Annotated in this window: 19 protein-coding genes; 5 read left to right on the forward strand and 14 right to left on the reverse strand. The window is 41.7% G+C overall.

Annotation, left to right across the window (positions count from 1 at the left end; translation table 11 throughout):
• The first annotated feature begins 68 nt into the window (after positions 1 to 68).
• Complete coding sequence (locus tag CLV32_RS04995; protein WP_133552993.1) at positions 69 to 932, forward strand: hydroxymethylglutaryl-CoA lyase; 864 nt, start codon at positions 69 to 71, stop codon at positions 930 to 932.
• Here CLV32_RS04995 and CLV32_RS05000 read toward each other — a convergent pair whose 3' ends face one another.
• Positions 933 to 1,355 (reverse strand): GNAT family N-acetyltransferase, encoded by a 423-nt coding sequence (locus tag CLV32_RS05000; RefSeq protein ID WP_133552995.1) that lies wholly within the window; start codon positions 1,353 to 1,355, stop codon positions 933 to 935. It abuts the gene before it with no gap.
• A 62-nt stretch (positions 1,356 to 1,417) separates the two neighbouring features.
• Positions 1,418 to 2,497 (reverse strand): class II fructose-bisphosphate aldolase, encoded by a 1,080-nt coding sequence (gene fbaA, locus CLV32_RS05005; RefSeq protein WP_133552997.1) that lies wholly within the window; start codon positions 2,495 to 2,497, stop codon positions 1,418 to 1,420.
• Between the two features lie 152 nt (positions 2,498 to 2,649).
• Between fbaA and accD the strand changes: the two genes are divergently transcribed.
• Positions 2,650 to 3,495: an acetyl-CoA carboxylase, carboxyltransferase subunit beta gene (accD, locus tag CLV32_RS05010; protein ID WP_133552999.1), complete on the forward strand. Its 846-nt coding sequence runs from the start codon at positions 2,650 to 2,652 to the stop codon at positions 3,493 to 3,495.
• 434 nt (positions 3,496 to 3,929) lie between these two features.
• On the opposite strand, the gene CLV32_RS05015 is transcribed toward accD, so the two are convergent.
• The 4 genes from CLV32_RS05015 to glmM all read right to left on the reverse strand — a co-directional run bounded on the left by CLV32_RS05015 (position 3,930) and on the right by glmM (position 9,116).
• Entirely contained in the window at positions 3,930 to 6,224 is a 2,295-nt protein-coding gene (locus tag CLV32_RS05015; protein WP_133553002.1) for a GH92 family glycosyl hydrolase, read from the reverse strand.
• A 54-nt stretch (positions 6,225 to 6,278) separates the two neighbouring features.
• Positions 6,279 to 6,500 (reverse strand): hypothetical protein, encoded by a 222-nt coding sequence (locus CLV32_RS05020; protein ID WP_133553004.1) that lies wholly within the window; start codon positions 6,498 to 6,500, stop codon positions 6,279 to 6,281.
• Positions 6,501 to 6,573: 73 nt separating this feature from the next.
• Positions 6,574 to 7,722, reverse strand: coding sequence for a cysteine desulfurase family protein (locus tag CLV32_RS05025; protein ID WP_133553006.1), 1,149 nt, complete (start codon positions 7,720 to 7,722; stop codon positions 6,574 to 6,576).
• A 5-nt stretch (positions 7,723 to 7,727) separates the two neighbouring features.
• Positions 7,728 to 9,116 carry a phosphoglucosamine mutase gene (glmM, locus tag CLV32_RS05030; RefSeq protein ID WP_133553008.1) on the reverse strand — a complete coding sequence of 463 codons (1,389 nt, stop codon included), beginning with the start codon at positions 9,114 to 9,116 and terminating at the stop codon, positions 7,728 to 7,730.
• Positions 9,117 to 9,258: 142 nt separating this feature from the next.
• On the opposite strand from glmM, the gene CLV32_RS05035 reads away from it, so the two are divergent.
• The 3 genes from CLV32_RS05035 to CLV32_RS05045 are packed head-to-tail and all read left to right on the forward strand — an operon-like array spanning position 9,259 to position 11,269.
• Positions 9,259 to 9,990 (forward strand): class I SAM-dependent methyltransferase, encoded by a 732-nt coding sequence (locus CLV32_RS05035; RefSeq protein ID WP_133553010.1) that lies wholly within the window; start codon positions 9,259 to 9,261, stop codon positions 9,988 to 9,990.
• The gene (locus CLV32_RS05040) at positions 9,987 to 10,550 is read left to right on the forward strand and encodes a phosphatase PAP2 family protein (RefSeq protein WP_133553012.1); all 564 of its coding nucleotides are present in this window, start codon (positions 9,987 to 9,989) and stop codon (positions 10,548 to 10,550) included. The genes CLV32_RS05035 and CLV32_RS05040 overlap by 4 nt, the downstream gene beginning before the upstream one ends.
• Positions 10,550 to 11,269 (forward strand): ZIP family metal transporter, encoded by a 720-nt coding sequence (locus CLV32_RS05045; RefSeq protein WP_133553014.1) that lies wholly within the window; start codon positions 10,550 to 10,552, stop codon positions 11,267 to 11,269. The genes CLV32_RS05040 and CLV32_RS05045 overlap by 1 nt, the downstream gene beginning before the upstream one ends.
• Here CLV32_RS05045 and CLV32_RS05050 read toward each other — a convergent pair.
• The 8 genes from CLV32_RS05050 to nusB form a co-directional block, all read right to left on the reverse strand.
• The gene (locus CLV32_RS05050; RefSeq protein WP_133553016.1) at positions 11,266 to 11,715 is read right to left on the reverse strand and encodes a MarR family winged helix-turn-helix transcriptional regulator; all 450 of its coding nucleotides are present in this window, start codon (positions 11,713 to 11,715) and stop codon (positions 11,266 to 11,268) included. The genes CLV32_RS05045 and CLV32_RS05050 overlap by 4 nt on opposite strands.
• An 8-nt stretch (positions 11,716 to 11,723) precedes the next feature.
• Positions 11,724 to 11,888, reverse strand: a complete 165-nt coding sequence (locus CLV32_RS23045) for a DUF5522 domain-containing protein (protein ID WP_166641882.1) — start codon at positions 11,886 to 11,888, stop codon at positions 11,724 to 11,726.
• Complete coding sequence (locus tag CLV32_RS05055; protein ID WP_133553017.1) at positions 11,888 to 12,829, reverse strand: MBL fold metallo-hydrolase; 942 nt, start codon at positions 12,827 to 12,829, stop codon at positions 11,888 to 11,890. Before CLV32_RS05055 ends, CLV32_RS23045 begins: the two co-directional genes overlap by 1 nt.
• Positions 12,829 to 13,425: a dephospho-CoA kinase gene (coaE, locus tag CLV32_RS05060; protein ID WP_208110950.1), complete on the reverse strand. Its 597-nt coding sequence runs from the start codon at positions 13,423 to 13,425 to the stop codon at positions 12,829 to 12,831. Before coaE ends, CLV32_RS05055 begins: the two co-directional genes overlap by 1 nt.
• Entirely contained in the window at positions 13,425 to 14,372 is a 948-nt protein-coding gene (locus CLV32_RS05065) for a CdaR family protein (protein ID WP_133553021.1), read from the reverse strand. The genes coaE and CLV32_RS05065 overlap by 1 nt, the downstream gene beginning before the upstream one ends.
• A 78-nt stretch (positions 14,373 to 14,450) precedes the next feature.
• Entirely contained in the window at positions 14,451 to 14,765 is a 315-nt protein-coding gene (gene yajC / locus CLV32_RS05070) for a preprotein translocase subunit YajC (RefSeq protein ID WP_133553023.1), read from the reverse strand.
• 25 nt (positions 14,766 to 14,790) lie between these two features.
• Positions 14,791 to 15,246 carry a DUF1573 domain-containing protein gene (locus CLV32_RS05075; protein WP_133553025.1) on the reverse strand — a complete coding sequence of 152 codons (456 nt, stop codon included), beginning with the start codon at positions 15,244 to 15,246 and terminating at the stop codon, positions 14,791 to 14,793.
• A 21-nt stretch (positions 15,247 to 15,267) separates the two neighbouring features.
• On the reverse strand, positions 15,268 to 16,161 hold the full coding sequence (gene nusB / locus CLV32_RS05080) for a transcription antitermination factor NusB (protein WP_243732238.1): 894 nt from the start codon (positions 16,159 to 16,161) through the stop codon (positions 15,268 to 15,270).
• Between the last annotated feature and the right edge of the window lie 42 nt (positions 16,162 to 16,203).

Raw genomic sequence — 16,203 nt, forward strand, 5'->3', positions numbered from 1 at the left:
AATTCCGCAACAATATTTCGAAAGGTGTGCCCCATAAGGCACACCTTTTTTGTTTGTATATTTGTAACATGAATCAGGAGATTAAGCTTGTAGAATGTCCCAGGGATGCCATGCAGGGCATGCATCATTTTATAGATACTAACGTCAAGGCCAATTACCTCAACCTTTTGCTACAAGTGGGTTTTGATACTATCGACTTCGGAAGTTTCGTTTCACCCAAAGCCATCCCTCAATTGAGAGACACTGCCGAAGTATTGGCACAGCTTGATCTCAGCAGTACAAAAACTAAGCTACTTGCCATTGTAGCCAACCTCAAAGGCGTTGAAGCTGCCGTTCAACATCAGGAGATAGACTATCTTGGATTTCCTTTTTCTATTTCTGAAACCTTTCAGCAAAGGAACACCAATTCAAGTATCACGCAGTCTCTGGATACGGTATCACAAATGCTGGAGCATTGCGACCGTGCAGCAAAGAAAGCTGTAGTCTATTTATCAATGGGTTTCGGAAATCCGTATGGTGATGACTGGAGTATAGAAATTCTGGAACAACGGGCATCAGAATTGGTAGCATCAGGCGTAGAGATCCTATCTCTATCTGATACCACAGGAATCTCCACACCCAGCCAGATTGCAGAAGTATTGCCGTACATGCAAAGGCTCTTCCCAAATACTGAAGTCGGCCTCCACCTCCACACCACACCTTCAGAAAGTGATGAAAAGATCCGGGCAGCATTTGAAAGTGGATGCAAAAGATTTGACAGTGCACTGAAAGGATATGGCGGCTGCCCAATGGCAAGCGATGCCTTAACCGGGAATATGGCTACAGAACGGGTACTCAGCTATCTAAATACCCAACAAAAAGGGCCAGCGCTCAACCTTTCAAAATGGGAAGAAGCGATGGCCATGTCATCAACCGTATTCGGAAAGGGATAATTATTTTTTAACCATTTTGAAGTGCTGGATCCCGGCCTCTTCAAACTGTTCACCTTCCACAGCAAAGCCAAACTTGCTATACAGGCCTACGGCATCAATCTGTGCGTTCAAATATACATAAGGGGCATCTACAGGTAGGTCAGCCAGTGTTGCAGCAACAAGGGCCTGCCCTACGCGCTTGCCGCGGTATTCTTTAAGCACCGCAAAACGCTCCAGCTTATAGCCAGCATCTGTTTTACGCCAGCGACAAGCACCAACAGGCTGGTTGTCCATGGTTGCCAGAAAATGTGTTGACACATCTTCATTTTCCCACTCCAGCTCTGGCGGGCAACCTTGCTCGTCAACAAAGACGATCTTCCGGATAGCAAACGCTTTTTCCAGCTCTTCCTGACTGCTTATTTTTTTTACTTCAAGGATTTCCATAATGCTCATGGTACAAAAAAAAGGCCATAAGCATAACTTATGGCCTCTATAAAAAACTTAATTTACAATTTATCGCTCGCGTCTCTGCAGTTCAGATCTTCGAAAGCCTGAGTTAAACGTTTAACAAAGGTCTCTTCACCTTTACGCAACCACACACGTGGATCATAGTATTTTTTGTTTGGTTTATCCTCACCGTCAGGATTGCCAATCTGTCCCTGAAGATAAGCTTCATTTGCTTTATAGTAATCCAGGATACCTTCCCAGAAAGCCCATTGCATATCGGTATCGATATTCATTTTGATGGCTCCGTAAGAAATAGCTTCTCTGATTTCTTCCTGAGAAGAACCCGATCCGCCATGGAATACAAAATTGATAGGTTTCTCAGCAGTCAATCCAAATTTCTCTTTGATAAAATCCTGAGAATTTTTAAGAATTACCGGCTGCAACTTAACATTCCCTGGTTTATATACACCATGTACGTTACCAAAAGCAGCAGCTACGGTAAACTTATCACTAACTTTACTTAATTCTTCGTAAGCATAAGCTACCTCAGAAGGTTGGGTGTATAATTTAGAGCTGTCAACATCGCTGTTATCAACACCATCTTCTTCTCCACCGGTAACACCCAGCTCAATCTCGATAGTCATGCCCATTTTAGCCATGCGCTCCAGATATTTTGCAGAGATCTCCATATTTTCTTCAATAGGCTCCTCAGACAGGTCCAACATATGAGAAGAAAACAATGGTTTACCATGCTCAGCAAAAAACTGCTCGCCATGATCCAACAGTCCGTCGATCCATGGTAATAATTTTTTTGCAGCATGATCTGTATGTAAAACAACGGCAACGCCGTAGTGTTCAGCTAATAAATGAACATGTTTTGCTGCAGATACAGCGCCCAGAACACAGGCCTGTAATTTGTCATTATTCAGGGTTTTACCTGCATAAAATTGTGCACCGCCATTTGACAATTGAATCATCACTGGAGAATTTACTGCCTTTGCAGTCTCCATAACGGCATTAATCGTATTTGTACCGGTCACATTCACAGCTGGCAATGCAAACTGATGTTTCTTAGCCTGTTCAAATAATTCCTGAACGGCATCTCCGTAAATTACGCCTTTGTAGCCTTTTAAACTCATGTTTTTTAAAATTTGTATATGCCGAAGTTAGGAAAAATATAGTTTCAGGCAAATCTATAGGTCTTTTATTTTAACTTAACATAAGGACAAACCATTCATCGCTGTTCAATTTTTTTTTCGTTTCTTTGTAGTCGCATTTTTCAACTAATAACATGGCTTGGTTTAAGAGAGAAAAAAAAGGTATCAGCACACTTACCGAAGAGAAAAAAGAAGCGCCTGACGGTTTATGGAACAAGTGTCCTAATTGCAAAAAGGCTTTACATAGCGCTGACCTGATCGAAAACAAATATGTGTGTCATTATTGTGACTACCATTTGAGAGTAGGATCTGCAGAATATTTTCAGGTCCTGTTTGACAACAACGAGTTCACTGAACTGTTCCCCAACCTAACCTCAGGAGATCCATTAAAGTTTACAGATACAAAACCATATACAGACCGTCTTGTAGATAGCATGGCCAAAACAGGCTTAAAAGATGCGATACGGGCTGCTCATGGCAAAGTTGATGGCGAAGAACTCGTTGTAGCCTGTATGGACTTTAATTTCATTGGTGGCTCAATGGGTTCTGTAGTAGGCGAAAAAATTGCCCGCTCTATCGATTACAGCATAAAACATAAAGTACCCTTCCTTATGATCTCGAAATCTGGTGGAGCCAGGATGATGGAGGCAGCATTTTCTTTAATGCAAATGGCAAAAACATCCGCTAAGTTAGCATTGTTAAGTCAGGCTAAAGTTCCTTATATCTCCTTATTGACAGATCCGACTACAGGCGGTGTTACTGCTTCCTACGCGATGCTTGGCGACATCAACATTGCCGAGCCTGGTGCACTAATCGGATTTGCCGGCCCAAGGGTTATCAAAGAAACGATCAAAAAAGATTTGCCTAAAGGATTCCAGACTTCTGAATTCGTTCAGGAACATGGCTTCCTCGATTTCATTGTGGACCGCAGAGCAATGAAGTCAAAAATCGCTGCCTTCTTGAAAATGATGCGCAACTAAAAAACCGCATTCAAATTTATAACTGAGAGCCCGACATCAATGATGCCGGGCTCTTTTAGTATGCCTGCATTTTTCATCCACATTTACTTACAAATTACCCGGCAGTTGGGCATAAAATAGTCGTATTTAAAAAGTCATTCAAATCATAGATCAACCCGGATGTGGCAATAAAAATACAGACAGTTTACCGTTTAATTAAAATATAATAAAACGGATCTAATAGGCTTTTGCCCCTGTTATGTCCCTGTTATCCCCCTGTAGTATCCTTGTTATCTCCCTGTTTAATGGTATGAAGATCAATGTATCTGAGCGATTTTTTTGGGCGAAAAATATCGGGAATCGGGACGTGATCATCCCAGATACTATGAACAAAAAAAAGAGACTGCGTCTTCCAGTATGGAAGACGCAGTCTCTTTGTGTATTATTAAATTCAGCTACCTTCCGGGATCTGTAGAAAGAGAATAAGGGAATGCTGATTCCTTGGTACCGCGCTGCAGATCGGGTGTTGCCGACATACTGAAGTTCAATACCGCTCCTTTCAGCAATTCAGCGTGACTGAGCCAGTTCTTTTCGTATGGCTTGCCGTTGTACTGCATTGTCTGCACGTATTTATTGCGTGCGGAGTTTGCTGCTGCATTGATCTGGACTGTTTTACCATTTTCCAGGCTTAGCGTGATTTTTTTGAATAATGGTGCTCCGAGTACATATTGGTCTGTTGCCGGAGTTACCGGGTAGAATCCCATAGCAGAGAAGACATACCATGCCGAAGTCTGACCGTTGTCTTCATCGCCACAATACCCATCAGGCGTAGCCTGATACATTCTGTTCATCGTTTCACGAACCCAATATTGTGTTTTCCATGGTGCGCCCGCGTAGTTATACAGATAGATCATGTGTTGTATCGGCTGGTTGCCATGGGCATACTGACCCATATTGGCAATTTGCATTTCCCTGATCTCATGGATAACCCCACCATAATAGCTATCGTCAAACGTTGGAGGCAGAATAAAAACAGAATCCAGCTTATTTACGAAATTCTTGTTACCTCCCATTAATTTAACCAAACCATTGATATCCTGAAATACGGACCAGCTGTAGTGCCAGCTGTTTCCTTCGGTAAAAGCATCACCCCATTTGAAAGGGCTGAATGGTGATTGGAATGAACCATCTTTATTTTTTCCACGCATCAACCCTGAAGCCGGATCAAATAAATTCTTATAGTTCATCGCACGTTTTGCATAAATCTCTGTTTCTGCCTTCGGCTTATTTAGCGCACGGCCGAGCTGGTAAATTGTAAAATCGTCGTATGCATATTCCAGCGTGCGTGCCGCATTCTCATTGATCTTTACATCGTATGGCACATATCCAAGCTCGTTATAATACTTTACCCCTGCCCTGCCTACAGCGCTAATCGGCCCTTCATTATTTGCACCATGTGTCAGTGCCTGGTATAACGTTTCGATATCATAACCACGCATTCCTTTAATATAGGCATCAGATACTACAGATGCCGAGTTATTGCCGATCATAATATTCGCATATCCCGGACTGGACCATTCCGGCAACCAGCCACCTTCCTTATAATCGTTAATCAAGCCTTCTTGCATCTCCTTATTAATGGATGGATACATCAGGTTAAGAAAGGGATACAATGCCCTGAAGGTGTCCCAAAATCCAGTACCCGCAAACATATATCCGGGTAGAGTTTTGCCATTGTAAGGACTCCAGTGAACGATCTGTTGTTTTGCATCCAGTTCATATAGTTTATTTGGAAAAAACAGGGTGCGGTATAGGCTGGAATAAAAGGTTTTTGTTTGTTCGGGAGTGCCGCCTTCTACTTTGATTTTGCTTAATGTAGCATTCCAGATGGCTCTCGACTTCTTTTTGGTCGCTTCAAAATTGTCTTTACCTAGTTCTCTTTTTAAGGAGATATCTGCCTGTTCAAAGCTTATAAATGAAGAAGCTACCTGCATATGCACCTGCTGCCCCTTGGCGGTCTTAAAACCAACAATGGCACCTGCGTGCGTGCTGGTCATTTCCAGGGTATCTTTAGCTAAAGTATTTGCATGCCAGGTATGGTTTAATGCAAAAGGCTGATCAAAATAGATTACAAAGTAGTTTTTAAAATTCGGTAAGGGTCCACGGGCATACCTTGTACTGTAGCCAATGATTTTTCTTTCCTTAGGAATAATTTTGATATAAGATCCTTTATCGAAAGCATCAATTACCACAAAGGCACTGTCTGTTTTAGGAAAGGTAAACTGGAATTGTGCAGCACGCTCTGTTGTGGTTAACTCTGTCGTTACATCTGCATCTGCGAGGTACACACTATAATAATATGGTTTTACAATTTCTGATTTGTGGGAGAACCAGCTGGCGCGATCGTCCTGATTAAACTTCAGCTTTCCTGTACCAGGCATAACAGAGAACTGGCCATAGTCATTCATCCAGGGCGAAGGCTGATGGGTTTGCTTAAAGCCCCTGATTTTGTCTGCATCATACGTGTAAGCCCATCCATCACCCATTTTACCCGTTTGTGGGGTCCAAAAATTCATTCCCCATGGCACGGCTATCGCCGGATAGGTATTACCGTTGGATAAACTCGGTTTGCTCGCAGTACCCATCAATGGATTTACAAGATCTACAGGATCAGTACCGTTAGACTGCGCATGCGCGGAACCGGCGATACAAAGTATCAACAAAAGGAAAGCTTGAAATTGTCTACACATAAAAAAGCCGCAATAGTTGTTTTACTATTGCGGCTTAAAAATACATTATTTTTATTAAAAGTTGCTTCCTGGGGCTGTGCCGGGTTCATGACTCGAGCCTAAAGGCTTGTTCGCCCTTTCTGGTCTTGAGATCAGGTCTGTTCGTCCTAAATCCGCTACCGAAGAAGTTTCTCCTTCATCAGATTTCTTTTCGTTGATTCGTTCTTCGGTTTCTTTATATACGGTTTTTCTTGTTCCGTCTTTCTCCAGTTCGTTATTATTTTCTTCAGGTATCATAAGCTTTGTTTTTAGGTAAACAATAAATGTCTACTATAAACAGCCTTACCTAAAGATTGTTTCTGCAAATTAATTACGCAGTTACATTCTGGGCAACAAGTTGCTTCAGTTTGCCTACCACGATGTCTAGCTCTTCCTTGGTATTGTACTTACTGAAAGAGAAACGAACAGACGGACGGTTAGGATCCGCCTGGATACCCGTAAGCACGTGAGAACCAATATTTGAACCCGACGAGCAAGCGCTTCCGCCAGATGCTGAAATACCCTGAATATCCAGATTGAACAACAACATATCGGCCATATCCATTTCAGGGAACGAAACATTTAATACTGTGTACAGACTATTTTCAGGCGCTACCTCACCATTAAAGGTGATACCTGGCACCTCTGCCTGCAGCTGACTGATCATATATGTTTTCAGATCCTGCACATAGGCCTGATGTTGCTCCATTTCAGCATAAGCCATCTCCAACGCTTTGGCTAAGCCTACTATTCCATATACGTTTTCGGTACCTCCACGCATGTTGCGTTCTTGTGCGCCCCCATAAATCATGGGGCTGATTTTAATACCGTGGTTTACATATAAAAAACCTACGCCTTTAGGTCCGTGTAGTTTATGTGCTGCACAAACAATGAAGTGAGCCTTTAACTTTTTCACATCATGTATGTAATGGCCCATAGTCTGCACAGTATCACAGTGGTAGATGGCATTATAGGTTTCACAAAGGTCGCCCACCCGCTCCATATCTGTCAATGTGCCTAATTCATTATTGGCGTGCATTAGTGACACAAAAGAACGTTCATTATTTTGCAACAATTCCTCCAGATGCGCATAGTCAACATTTCCCTTAGCGTCAATATTCACAAAGCTCAGTTTATCGATCACTCCTTGTTTAAGCAGGTTGGTCAACGTATGCTCTACAGCATGGTGTTCGATTTTGGAAGTAATTGCATGCTTAATCCCAAAGGCAGCAATACCACAGCGAATGGCTGTATTATCAGCTTCTGTACCACCAGAAGTAAAAAATATCTCGGCAGGAACAGCATTTAGCAGACCCGCAACAGTCTTTCTTGCCTTTTCTATCAATGTACGAACCTCACGGCCCTGTGCATGTATCGAAGAAGGGTTACCATATGCGGTTTCCATTACTTTAACCATTTCGGCGATCACCTCTTTGTCTAGCGGTGTTGTAGCGGCATTGTCTAAATAAATCCTGTTCATTATACTTAATTCAGTTTTAGTATTTCTTTAATATCTGAGATGATTTTAGCGGCTAGGTTTTCGGCAACAGTTTCGTTCTGTGCTTCGCTATAGATCCTGATGATCGGCTCAGTGTTCGATCTTCTTAAATGTACCCATTCGTTCTCAAAATCAATCTTTAAACCATCAATCGTCGAGATCTGCTCTGCTTTATATTTTTCCTGAACTTTTGCTAAAAGGGCGTCAATGTCCATTTCTTCAGTCAGGGTAATTTTATTTTTAGAAATGTGATAACCCGGATAACTGGCTCTCAGCAGGGATACAGATTTACCGAATTTAGCCAGATGAGTCAGGAACAAGGCAATACCAACCAGGGCATCCCTTCCGTAATGTAACTCCGGATAAATAATCCCGCCATTACCCTCTCCGCCGATAATAGCATTTGTTGCCTTCATCTGATTCACGACGTTCACCTCACCTACAGCAGCAGCATTATACTGTCCACCAAGCTTTTCGGTCACATCCCTCAGGGCGCGTGTAGAGGAAAGATTGGATACTGTATTTCCTGGTGTGTTTTTCAAAATGTAATCTGCCACAGCAACCAGCGTGTATTCTTCACCAAACATGGTTCCATCTTCAGATACAAAGCACAATCTGTCTACATCAGGATCTACTACAATACCAAGATCGGCATTTTTATCCTGCACCTCTTTGGCGATATCTTTCAGGTTTTCAGGTAGCGGTTCCGGATTGTGTGGAAACTCACCATCAGGCGTACAATAAAGCTCATAAACCTTTTCAACACCGAGTGCTTTTAGCAGGGCTGGCACAAAAATACCACCTGTAGAATTTACACAGTCTATTGCAATTTTGAAGTTCGCATTTTTTATCGCTTCGCGATCCACCAAAGGCAGAGCCAGGATAGCATCAATATGTTTTTGCAGGTAAGTATCATCAGTCGTTACTTTACCCAGATCATTTACACCGGCAAAATCAAAGGCCGCAGCTTCAGCAATCTCAAGCACTTCCTTGCCATCGCTATCACTAATAAATTCACCATGTTGGTTTAGTAATTTCAATGCATTCCACTGTTTTGGATTGTGACTCGCCGTCAGGATAATACCTCCCCCGGCTTGCTCCATAGGAACAGCGATTTCCACTGTAGGTGTAGTAGAAAGACCGAGGTCTATAACATCAATACCCAGACCCTGAAGTGTGCCAATTACCAGGTTATTCACCATAGCGCCAGAGATCCTGGCATCACGCCCAAGTACAATTTTTTTAATGCCGGTATGTTTGACTACCCACGTACCGTAGGCCGCTGTAAATTTGACAATATCAACAGGTGTAAGCCCGTTTCCTGCCGTCCCACCTATCGTTCCGCGTATTCCTGATATAGATTTTATTAATGTCAATTTGTGTAGAATTATAAGAAGCAAAAATAACAAAAAATTAGGAAGCATCCTGAATTAAAGACAAAGCCTTTCAATTATCCATATTGTTGCATTTCAAAATACTATATTTGTTTTTTTTCTACGTCGATAAATTACCGTCTTTATGCAGCGCAAATGGTTTCAGTACTGGTTCAACTCTCCCTACTATCATATTCTATACAGTCAACGTAATGATGAAGAGGCTGAATTCCTGATTGATAACCTCTCAGCGTATTTAAAGCCCGGTCCTGATTCAAGAATTCTTGACATCGCCTGCGGCAGAGGACGGCATTCGGTATACCTTAATAAGAAGGGATATGACGTTACCGGGATAGATTTATCCGAGCAAAGTATCCGGTATGCCAAGCAATTTGAGCAGAAACACCTGCACTTTTTTGTGCATGATATGCGCAAACTGGCCTTCATTAATTATTTTGACATTGCGCTGAATCTTTTCACCAGTTTCGGATATTTTGAGACCGAGAAAGACCATGTCAATGCATTAAAATCTTTCCGAAAAGGGTTAAAGGCAGATGGCTCGCTTGTGATTGATTATTTTAATACCCAGAAGATTTTGAAAAACCTGAATCCTCAGGAAATTAAGACCATGGAGGGTATAGAGTTTCATATCCATAAGTTTGTTTCGGAAGGTAAAATCATCAAACGGATCAATTTTGAACATAAGCACAAGGCATATGCTTTTGAAGAGCGCGTACAAGCCTTTACTTTTGCTGATTTTGAGCGGATGTTAACTAAAGCCGGTTTAGAGATTACGGCAACTTTTGGCAACTATAAGCTCGACAGCTATGATGAGGCAAGTTCTGACCGATTGATTTTAGTATGTAAAAAAATATGATCGCCACGATTCAGCAATTTGATATCGATCTGTTTTTAAAGATCCACAGGGGGCTATCATCGGGATTTCTGGACTGGCTGATGCCATTATTGCGCAACCCCTTTTTCTGGTCGCCGCTATACCTCTTTATTATCATTTTCTGTTTCCGTGAATACAAAAAAAAAGGATGGCTGCTGATCGGCATGCTATTGCTTACCTTCGGGATCGGCGATATGTTTTCCTCAAAAATAATCAAACCTTTTGTCATGCGTGTGCGTCCATGCAATGACTATACCCTTCGGGACCTGATCATCCACAGGGTTCCCTGCGGCAGTGGATACAGCTTCCCTTCTATACACGCTACGAACCATTTTGCAATTGCTGTTTTTCTGATTCTGGTGTTTTATAAACGCTGGAAACCCATTCTTCCTTTAGGAATTCTTTGGGCTTTTATGATTTCTTTTGCGCAGGTATATGTTGGCGTTCATTACCCCGTAGACACTATGGCAGGGGCTATACTGGGTACAACTATAGGTTGCTTTACTTATTTAATTTATAAAAAAACAGAAGTCTTTATCTGATGGAAGCCTGGAAAATTCTAGTTTTATTCTTTTGTGCACTATTTGGAGGCCTCGCAATCTTTTTGGTTAAAAGCGACAAATCTAAATTACTAAAGCTGATTCTTTCTTTTAGTGGCGCCTATCTTTTTGCAATTACAGTACTCCACCTGATTCCTGATGCCTACAGCGGGCCTGATGGCAGAGAGATTGGTATCTATATCCTGATCGGATTCTTGTTGCAGATTTTTATGGAACAGTTTTCTGAAGGCGTGGAACACGGCCATATCCACCACCATGCTGAAGGGCAGGTGTTTCCTTACGGCATTATGATCAGCTTGTGCCTGCACGCCTTTCTGGAAGGTATGCCCCTGGCTAAAGACCACCATAATGAATTGATTTTCGGTATTGCATTACACCATATCCCGGCGGCTTTTGCGCTGGCCAGTATTCTGATGCAGAATCATTTTAAACCTACAGGCCTGATCCTTACTATTGCAGTATTTGCCCTAATGGCGCCCCTCGGATTTTTTGTGAGTAATGGCATCAGCACCGGATCAATTGGTGGTATTGAGCAGTATTTCAACAAAATGATGGGCATTGTAATCGGGATCTTCCTGCATATCTCAACAACCATTCTTTTTGAATCCAGCGTGGAACATAAGGTTACAAAACGAAAATTGGTGGCCGTACTACTGGGAATCACTGTGGCCTTAATTGGATACTTCAGCGCGGGGCATTAACCGCGCAGTTTATCAAGCAACAAATTTAACTGTTCTGATTCCTCAATCGTTAGGTTTGGAGATATTATAGCTGTGATGTCAACTTCCTGATCCATTGTCTTCAATAAAGACAAACCTTTATCGCTGATCAGGATGTCGACAGAACGTTTATCCTGTGAGTTGATTGCCTTACGCACCAGATCTTTCTGCATCAGGCGGTCAACGATCCTCGATGCGTCACACATCTTATCCAGCATTCTGGATTTAAGCAGATTAATGGTACAAGGCTTAGGATATTGTCCCCTTAAGATACGGAGTATATTAAATTGTTGCGGCGTAACCTCATAAGGTGCTATCGCTTGTTTTATCTTATCATTACACCAGTGGAACGTAAATACAATATTGACGATTGCTTGCTGACGTTCATTTTCAAATCCTGATGTACTGATCTCTTTCTGCAATTGCATTTTGGGCGTTATTTGTTTTTGTTGTCATCGCTTGGCTTGTCCTTAATTTTACCGAATCCCCAGGGGCAGTGCCTGCATTTATTTTTACAGCAGTATCCCCTTTTGAGGTGGTAGTTCCTGGTGAAAACCATAAAACCATCCTCGTTAAAATAGAAGTCAACCCCCTCTTCCATTAATTAAGCAATTTAACGACCAATTTTTCATTGAAGTGCGCCTTCAGCTCAGTTCCACTACCATGATTTGTCCAAACTTCCTTTGGTTTCACCTGCTCAATGGCAGTAATAATATCATTCCAATCAACGTGATCAGAAATGCAGAGACTTAACTCACGATTGTTATTTAGATGCTTCCAGCCTGACGCAAACACCCGAACTACATTAATCGCCTTGATATAACTCCGGTAAACCATTGGTGGCACGATATAAACCATTCCACTGTGATTGTTCTTCATGACCTTCCTGTCGTACACTTCATATTTTCCAAGGCTGATGCCAAGTTGTTCATATATTTTCATGAAAGGCATGATACTGTGGTGCACCAATATCCTTTTTTCTGGACAGTGGTCACTGATCAACCGAACAATACGCTGACTTTTACCAAGGGCATAGGCTCCGAGCATGATGTTCGAAGTAATTTTGCTGAGGTTGGTAATTTCAGTTTCAGCATCCGGGTGTCTGGTATCCGGATCGGCAAATGTTGTCTCCGTAATGAAAACATCAGCCTCCATAAACTGGATCGGCTCTGATGTAGGGTCAGTTTGCAATTTATAATCACCAGAATAAATATACCTTACCCCCAGATATTCCATAACCACCTGTGCCGATCCCGCCATATGGCCTGCAGATATAAAACTGATCTTCACAGACTTAAGGTTAAACGATTCACCGTATTCCTTGATATGAAATTCTGAAGCCGCAAACTTCTTATATCTGTGCAACATAAACAGCGAAGTAGGTTTGGTACAATAAACGTCCTGATTGCCACTGATGGCGTGGTCGCCATGTGCATGAGAGATCACGGCATGTTTAACAGGTATTTTTGGGTCGAGGTAAAAATCCCCATATACACAATATAAGCCAGCTGGCCCGGGTACTATAAAATCATCAAGAATCATTAAAATTTTTTGTCTAAGTATTTCTGGTGTAAGGCCAGCACCTGTAAAATCAGAGATTCCGATCCATCATTTGTAATATGATCATCGGCCATAGGCATTTTTTGTTCGTCACTTAGTTGCTTGTCCATTCTGGCCAATACCTGGGCTTCGGTAGTATGATCTCTACCGGTAACACGCTCAAGTTTGAGTTTAAGCGGCGCTGTAACCAAGATACTCCGATCGCACATCCGGTACGAGCCACTTTCAAATAAAAGGGCAGCCTCTTTGAGGATATACGGAGCGTTAGAGGGTACAGTACTTAGCCAGTTATCGAACGCCCTGAATACTGCGGGATGCACCAAGGCATTTAGCTGGTCAAGTTGTCGCTGATCGTTAAAAACCAGCCCTGAAATATAGGGCCGATTCAATTCCCCAGCCTCGGTATAGCTTTCGGCTCCGAAAGTTTCCTTCATCCCTTTTACCAGGATCTCATCCTTCACCATAATTTCCTTTGCAGAGGTATCTGCATAGAATACCGGGATTCCTAATGTTTCGAAAACTCGGCACACCGTGGTTTTACCACTTCCTATTCCACCTGTAATTCCTATTTTCAACATTATTTCTCAATGATAAAGTCAACTTTCCCAGGAACAATCTTCACCAGTTTACAATAATCAGGAAAACGCGTTAATTTCACTGACAGTCTGGAATGTTTCAATTGTTTCCATTCATTAATATCAACTGATGCCTCAATGAAATCTTCGTTAACCTGCTGATAACTTGACAGCGCAACTAAAAAAGTGACTTTAACTTTTTTAGGATAAAGCTTAATGGTGTAATAGTCGCTATTATTGATCACCTTTAGCGGTACTTCCACCGTCTTTTCAGTAAATTCATCAACTGGAACCTTAATCTCCACACTGGAAGGAAAGATATTCACGTTTTTGAGTTTGTTCTGTGTCATAGCAACCCGGGTTATCGTGGTATTCTGGATGTGTTGCAGACTAAGCGTATCTGTTTTCCAGTCGTTAATCTGTTCAATATCTTGCTGTGGCCCAGACACAGTAACATAATTAGGGGTAATTTCGATATCATCGGAGACTCCGTACTGAGGTGCAAAGCCAAAATTGCTCACTAATTTAACGGGTACCCTTTTAACCGTGCGTTTGGAAAAATCAAAGTAGAGTGTATCCGGGCGCACAGAAATAATCTTTTGCGAAGTCTCCAGCTGTTTGTTCACGCTATAGAGCTGTTCTGAGAACAGGATATAGTCGCGGTTATTCAACTTATCAAGACTAATTGTGATCGACTGTGGGTTAACCCTCAACCGGGCAAACAGCAATTGCCAGCCTGTACCTTCAACCTGCAGATCCACAGTATCAGACTGAAGGGGATGAAAAGCTTTCTTTTGAGGGAAGTTCTTATAAACGAGCACTGTTTTAGCCGTGTAAACGTACTTATTATTGAGCGCCTGAAAAAGCCAGCCAGCAATAGCAAGCAACAAACAGGCAATAAATACCAGGAAGCGTTTTCTTTCTATGTTGGTGAGTTTTATAAAGGGCATGGCTGTAAAGTACTCAAATCTACTAAAACAAAAAAGCCGCTCCAAATATGGAAGCGGCTCTGCTCGAAATATCTCGTATTAAGCTTTTGGCAAGCTTGCTTTTGTTGCATCCAAAGAGATAGCAGATTTATCAAATCTGATCTTGGTACCACCTTCTACTTCAATCAGGAAGGTTGTCTCATTCAAGTCTACAATCCGGCCGTGTATACCGGCAGTTGTTACGATTTTATCACCTTTTTTTAGGTCTTCAACCAATTTTTTATGGTCTTTGGCCTTTTTAACCTGAGGTCTGATCATGAAAAAGTAGAAGACTACCATAATCAAAACCATTGGTATTAGTGTGCTTAACATACTACTACCACCTGCGGCTTGCAATATTACTGTTGCTGTCATATTCTGTATTTATATTTTTATTTGGTTATTGTGCTGGAGCAAGTACTTCTCCTGTTAAATGCACTTCGTTGATGGAAGGATTTCCATTAGAAGTTACGGTAATCACTTTATCCTGTATACCTGATTTACCAGTACTATCAAAAATCACTTTGATTACACTTTCAGCCCCCGGTTGAATCGGATCCTTTGGCGGCTCAGGAACAGTACATCCACAGCTTGCTGTAGCGTTGCTGATGATCAATGGTGTTTTACCAGTGTTTTTGAAAATGAAGTCGTAATGTACTTTCTCTCCTTGTTTAATCTTACCAAAGTCGTAAGTAGTTTTTTCAAATGTAAGGATCGGAGCATCCGGCGACGCAGGTGCCATTGTTGCACCGTTAGATGTGGTGCTATCTACAATCGGCGGATCTATTTTAACTGTAGTTTGCTGGCATGAAGCAAATGTTAATGCAACAATTGCCAATACGAAAATTTGTTTCATCAGTATAATTATTAATAATTTTTACTCTTCAATTAATCCACGACCGATTTTGGTGATGCTATTGGTTCTTTTCAGGTCGCCTAAAATTTTGTCCAATATACCATTTATAAACGAATTACTCTTTGGCGTACTGTAGTCCTTAGACAGATCCAGGTATTCATTAATGGTCACCTTAACAGGGATTGATGGGAAATTCATCAATTCACAGATCGCCATTTTCATCAGGATAGTATCCATCAGGGCAATACGTTCAGATTCCCAGTTCTTGGTACGCTCAGCAATCATTTCCTGATACTCATTATTATGTTTGAGCGTATAAAGAAACAGATCCTGTACAAATTTGCTATCCTCATCCCAGTCTGCACTAATTGGTGTCAGCTTATTCTTGAAAGGATCTTCGTTAACAAAGTTTTTCAATGTTTTGGCCACCATGCCCTGCATCACTTCCTTATCTACACTCCAGTTGATGAATTTATCTTCGAAGGTTTGAATGATATTCTGGCTTTTCAGGATGATCTTTCTGAAGATAAACTTGATGATTTCTTTCGATTCTTCAAGGCTATCATTCGGATCTGCCAGGTAAGCAGCATACTCAGGAGTAGCTTTAAGTTTGTTGTAAACAGTTTTCAGGAAATCAGGCTCCGCATTCCAGTTTACCTGGTATTTGTTTACCGCAGCCTGAAATTCCGGGTTTTTCTGCAACAATACAATAAACTTGTTATGCAACAGTTTCTGGTTGGGATTGAGATCTTCTGGAGTTGGAAAATGCTTATTGGCACGCTCAATGGCATCAATAGCTGTATATTCCGTAATCTCCGACAAGAGTGCGAGCATCCTGATGTACATTTCGTACACATTGTCGATGCTGTTCATGAGGTTCTTCTTAGAGGAAGCAAGGTCTCTCTTGTCTGTCATTTGCCATGCATATATATTTTGCAAAGCTTTAATTCGTAAGTG

The sequence above is a fragment of the Pedobacter duraquae genome, from assembly GCF_004362245.1.
GTDB classification, from domain to species: domain Bacteria; phylum Bacteroidota; class Bacteroidia; order Sphingobacteriales; family Sphingobacteriaceae; genus Pedobacter; species Pedobacter duraquae.

Excerpts from the sequence above, each read along its gene's own strand:
- CLV32_RS04995 (WP_133552993.1), top strand. The coding sequence starts at position 69 with ATGAATCAGGAGATTAAGCTTGTAGAATGTCCCAGGGATGCCATGCAG.
- nusB (WP_243732238.1), bottom strand. The coding sequence starts at position 16,161 with ATGACAGACAAGAGAGACCTTGCTTCCTCTAAGAAGAACCTCATGAAC.
- CLV32_RS05065 (WP_133553021.1), bottom strand. The coding sequence starts at position 14,372 with ATGCCCTTTATAAAACTCACCAACATAGAAAGAAAACGCTTCCTGGTA.
- CLV32_RS05015 (WP_133553002.1), bottom strand. The coding sequence starts at position 6,224 with ATGTGTAGACAATTTCAAGCTTTCCTTTTGTTGATACTTTGTATCGCC.
- CLV32_RS05000 (WP_133552995.1), bottom strand. The coding sequence starts at position 1,355 with ATGGAAATCCTTGAAGTAAAAAAAATAAGCAGTCAGGAAGAGCTGGAA.
- yajC (WP_133553023.1), bottom strand. The coding sequence starts at position 14,765 with ATGACAGCAACAGTAATATTGCAAGCCGCAGGTGGTAGTAGTATGTTA.
- CLV32_RS05035 (WP_133553010.1), top strand. The coding sequence starts at position 9,259 with ATGCAGCGCAAATGGTTTCAGTACTGGTTCAACTCTCCCTACTATCAT.
- fbaA (WP_133552997.1), bottom strand. The coding sequence starts at position 2,497 with ATGAGTTTAAAAGGCTACAAAGGCGTAATTTACGGAGATGCCGTTCAG.
- CLV32_RS23045 (WP_166641882.1), bottom strand. The coding sequence starts at position 11,888 with ATGGAAGAGGGGGTTGACTTCTATTTTAACGAGGATGGTTTTATGGTT.
- CLV32_RS05025 (WP_133553006.1), bottom strand. The coding sequence starts at position 7,722 with ATGAACAGGATTTATTTAGACAATGCCGCTACAACACCGCTAGACAAA.
- CLV32_RS05075 (WP_133553025.1), bottom strand. The coding sequence starts at position 15,246 with ATGAAACAAATTTTCGTATTGGCAATTGTTGCATTAACATTTGCTTCA.
- CLV32_RS05020 (WP_133553004.1), bottom strand. The coding sequence starts at position 6,500 with ATGATACCTGAAGAAAATAATAACGAACTGGAGAAAGACGGAACAAGA.
- CLV32_RS05040 (WP_133553012.1), top strand. The coding sequence starts at position 9,987 with ATGATCGCCACGATTCAGCAATTTGATATCGATCTGTTTTTAAAGATC.
- CLV32_RS05050 (WP_133553016.1), bottom strand. The coding sequence starts at position 11,715 with ATGCAATTGCAGAAAGAGATCAGTACATCAGGATTTGAAAATGAACGT.
- accD (WP_133552999.1), top strand. The coding sequence starts at position 2,650 with ATGGCTTGGTTTAAGAGAGAAAAAAAAGGTATCAGCACACTTACCGAA.
- coaE (WP_208110950.1), bottom strand. The coding sequence starts at position 13,425 with ATGTTGAAAATAGGAATTACAGGTGGAATAGGAAGTGGTAAAACCACG.
- CLV32_RS05055 (WP_133553017.1), bottom strand. The coding sequence starts at position 12,829 with ATGATTCTTGATGATTTTATAGTACCCGGGCCAGCTGGCTTATATTGT.
- CLV32_RS05045 (WP_133553014.1), top strand. The coding sequence starts at position 10,550 with ATGGAAGCCTGGAAAATTCTAGTTTTATTCTTTTGTGCACTATTTGGA.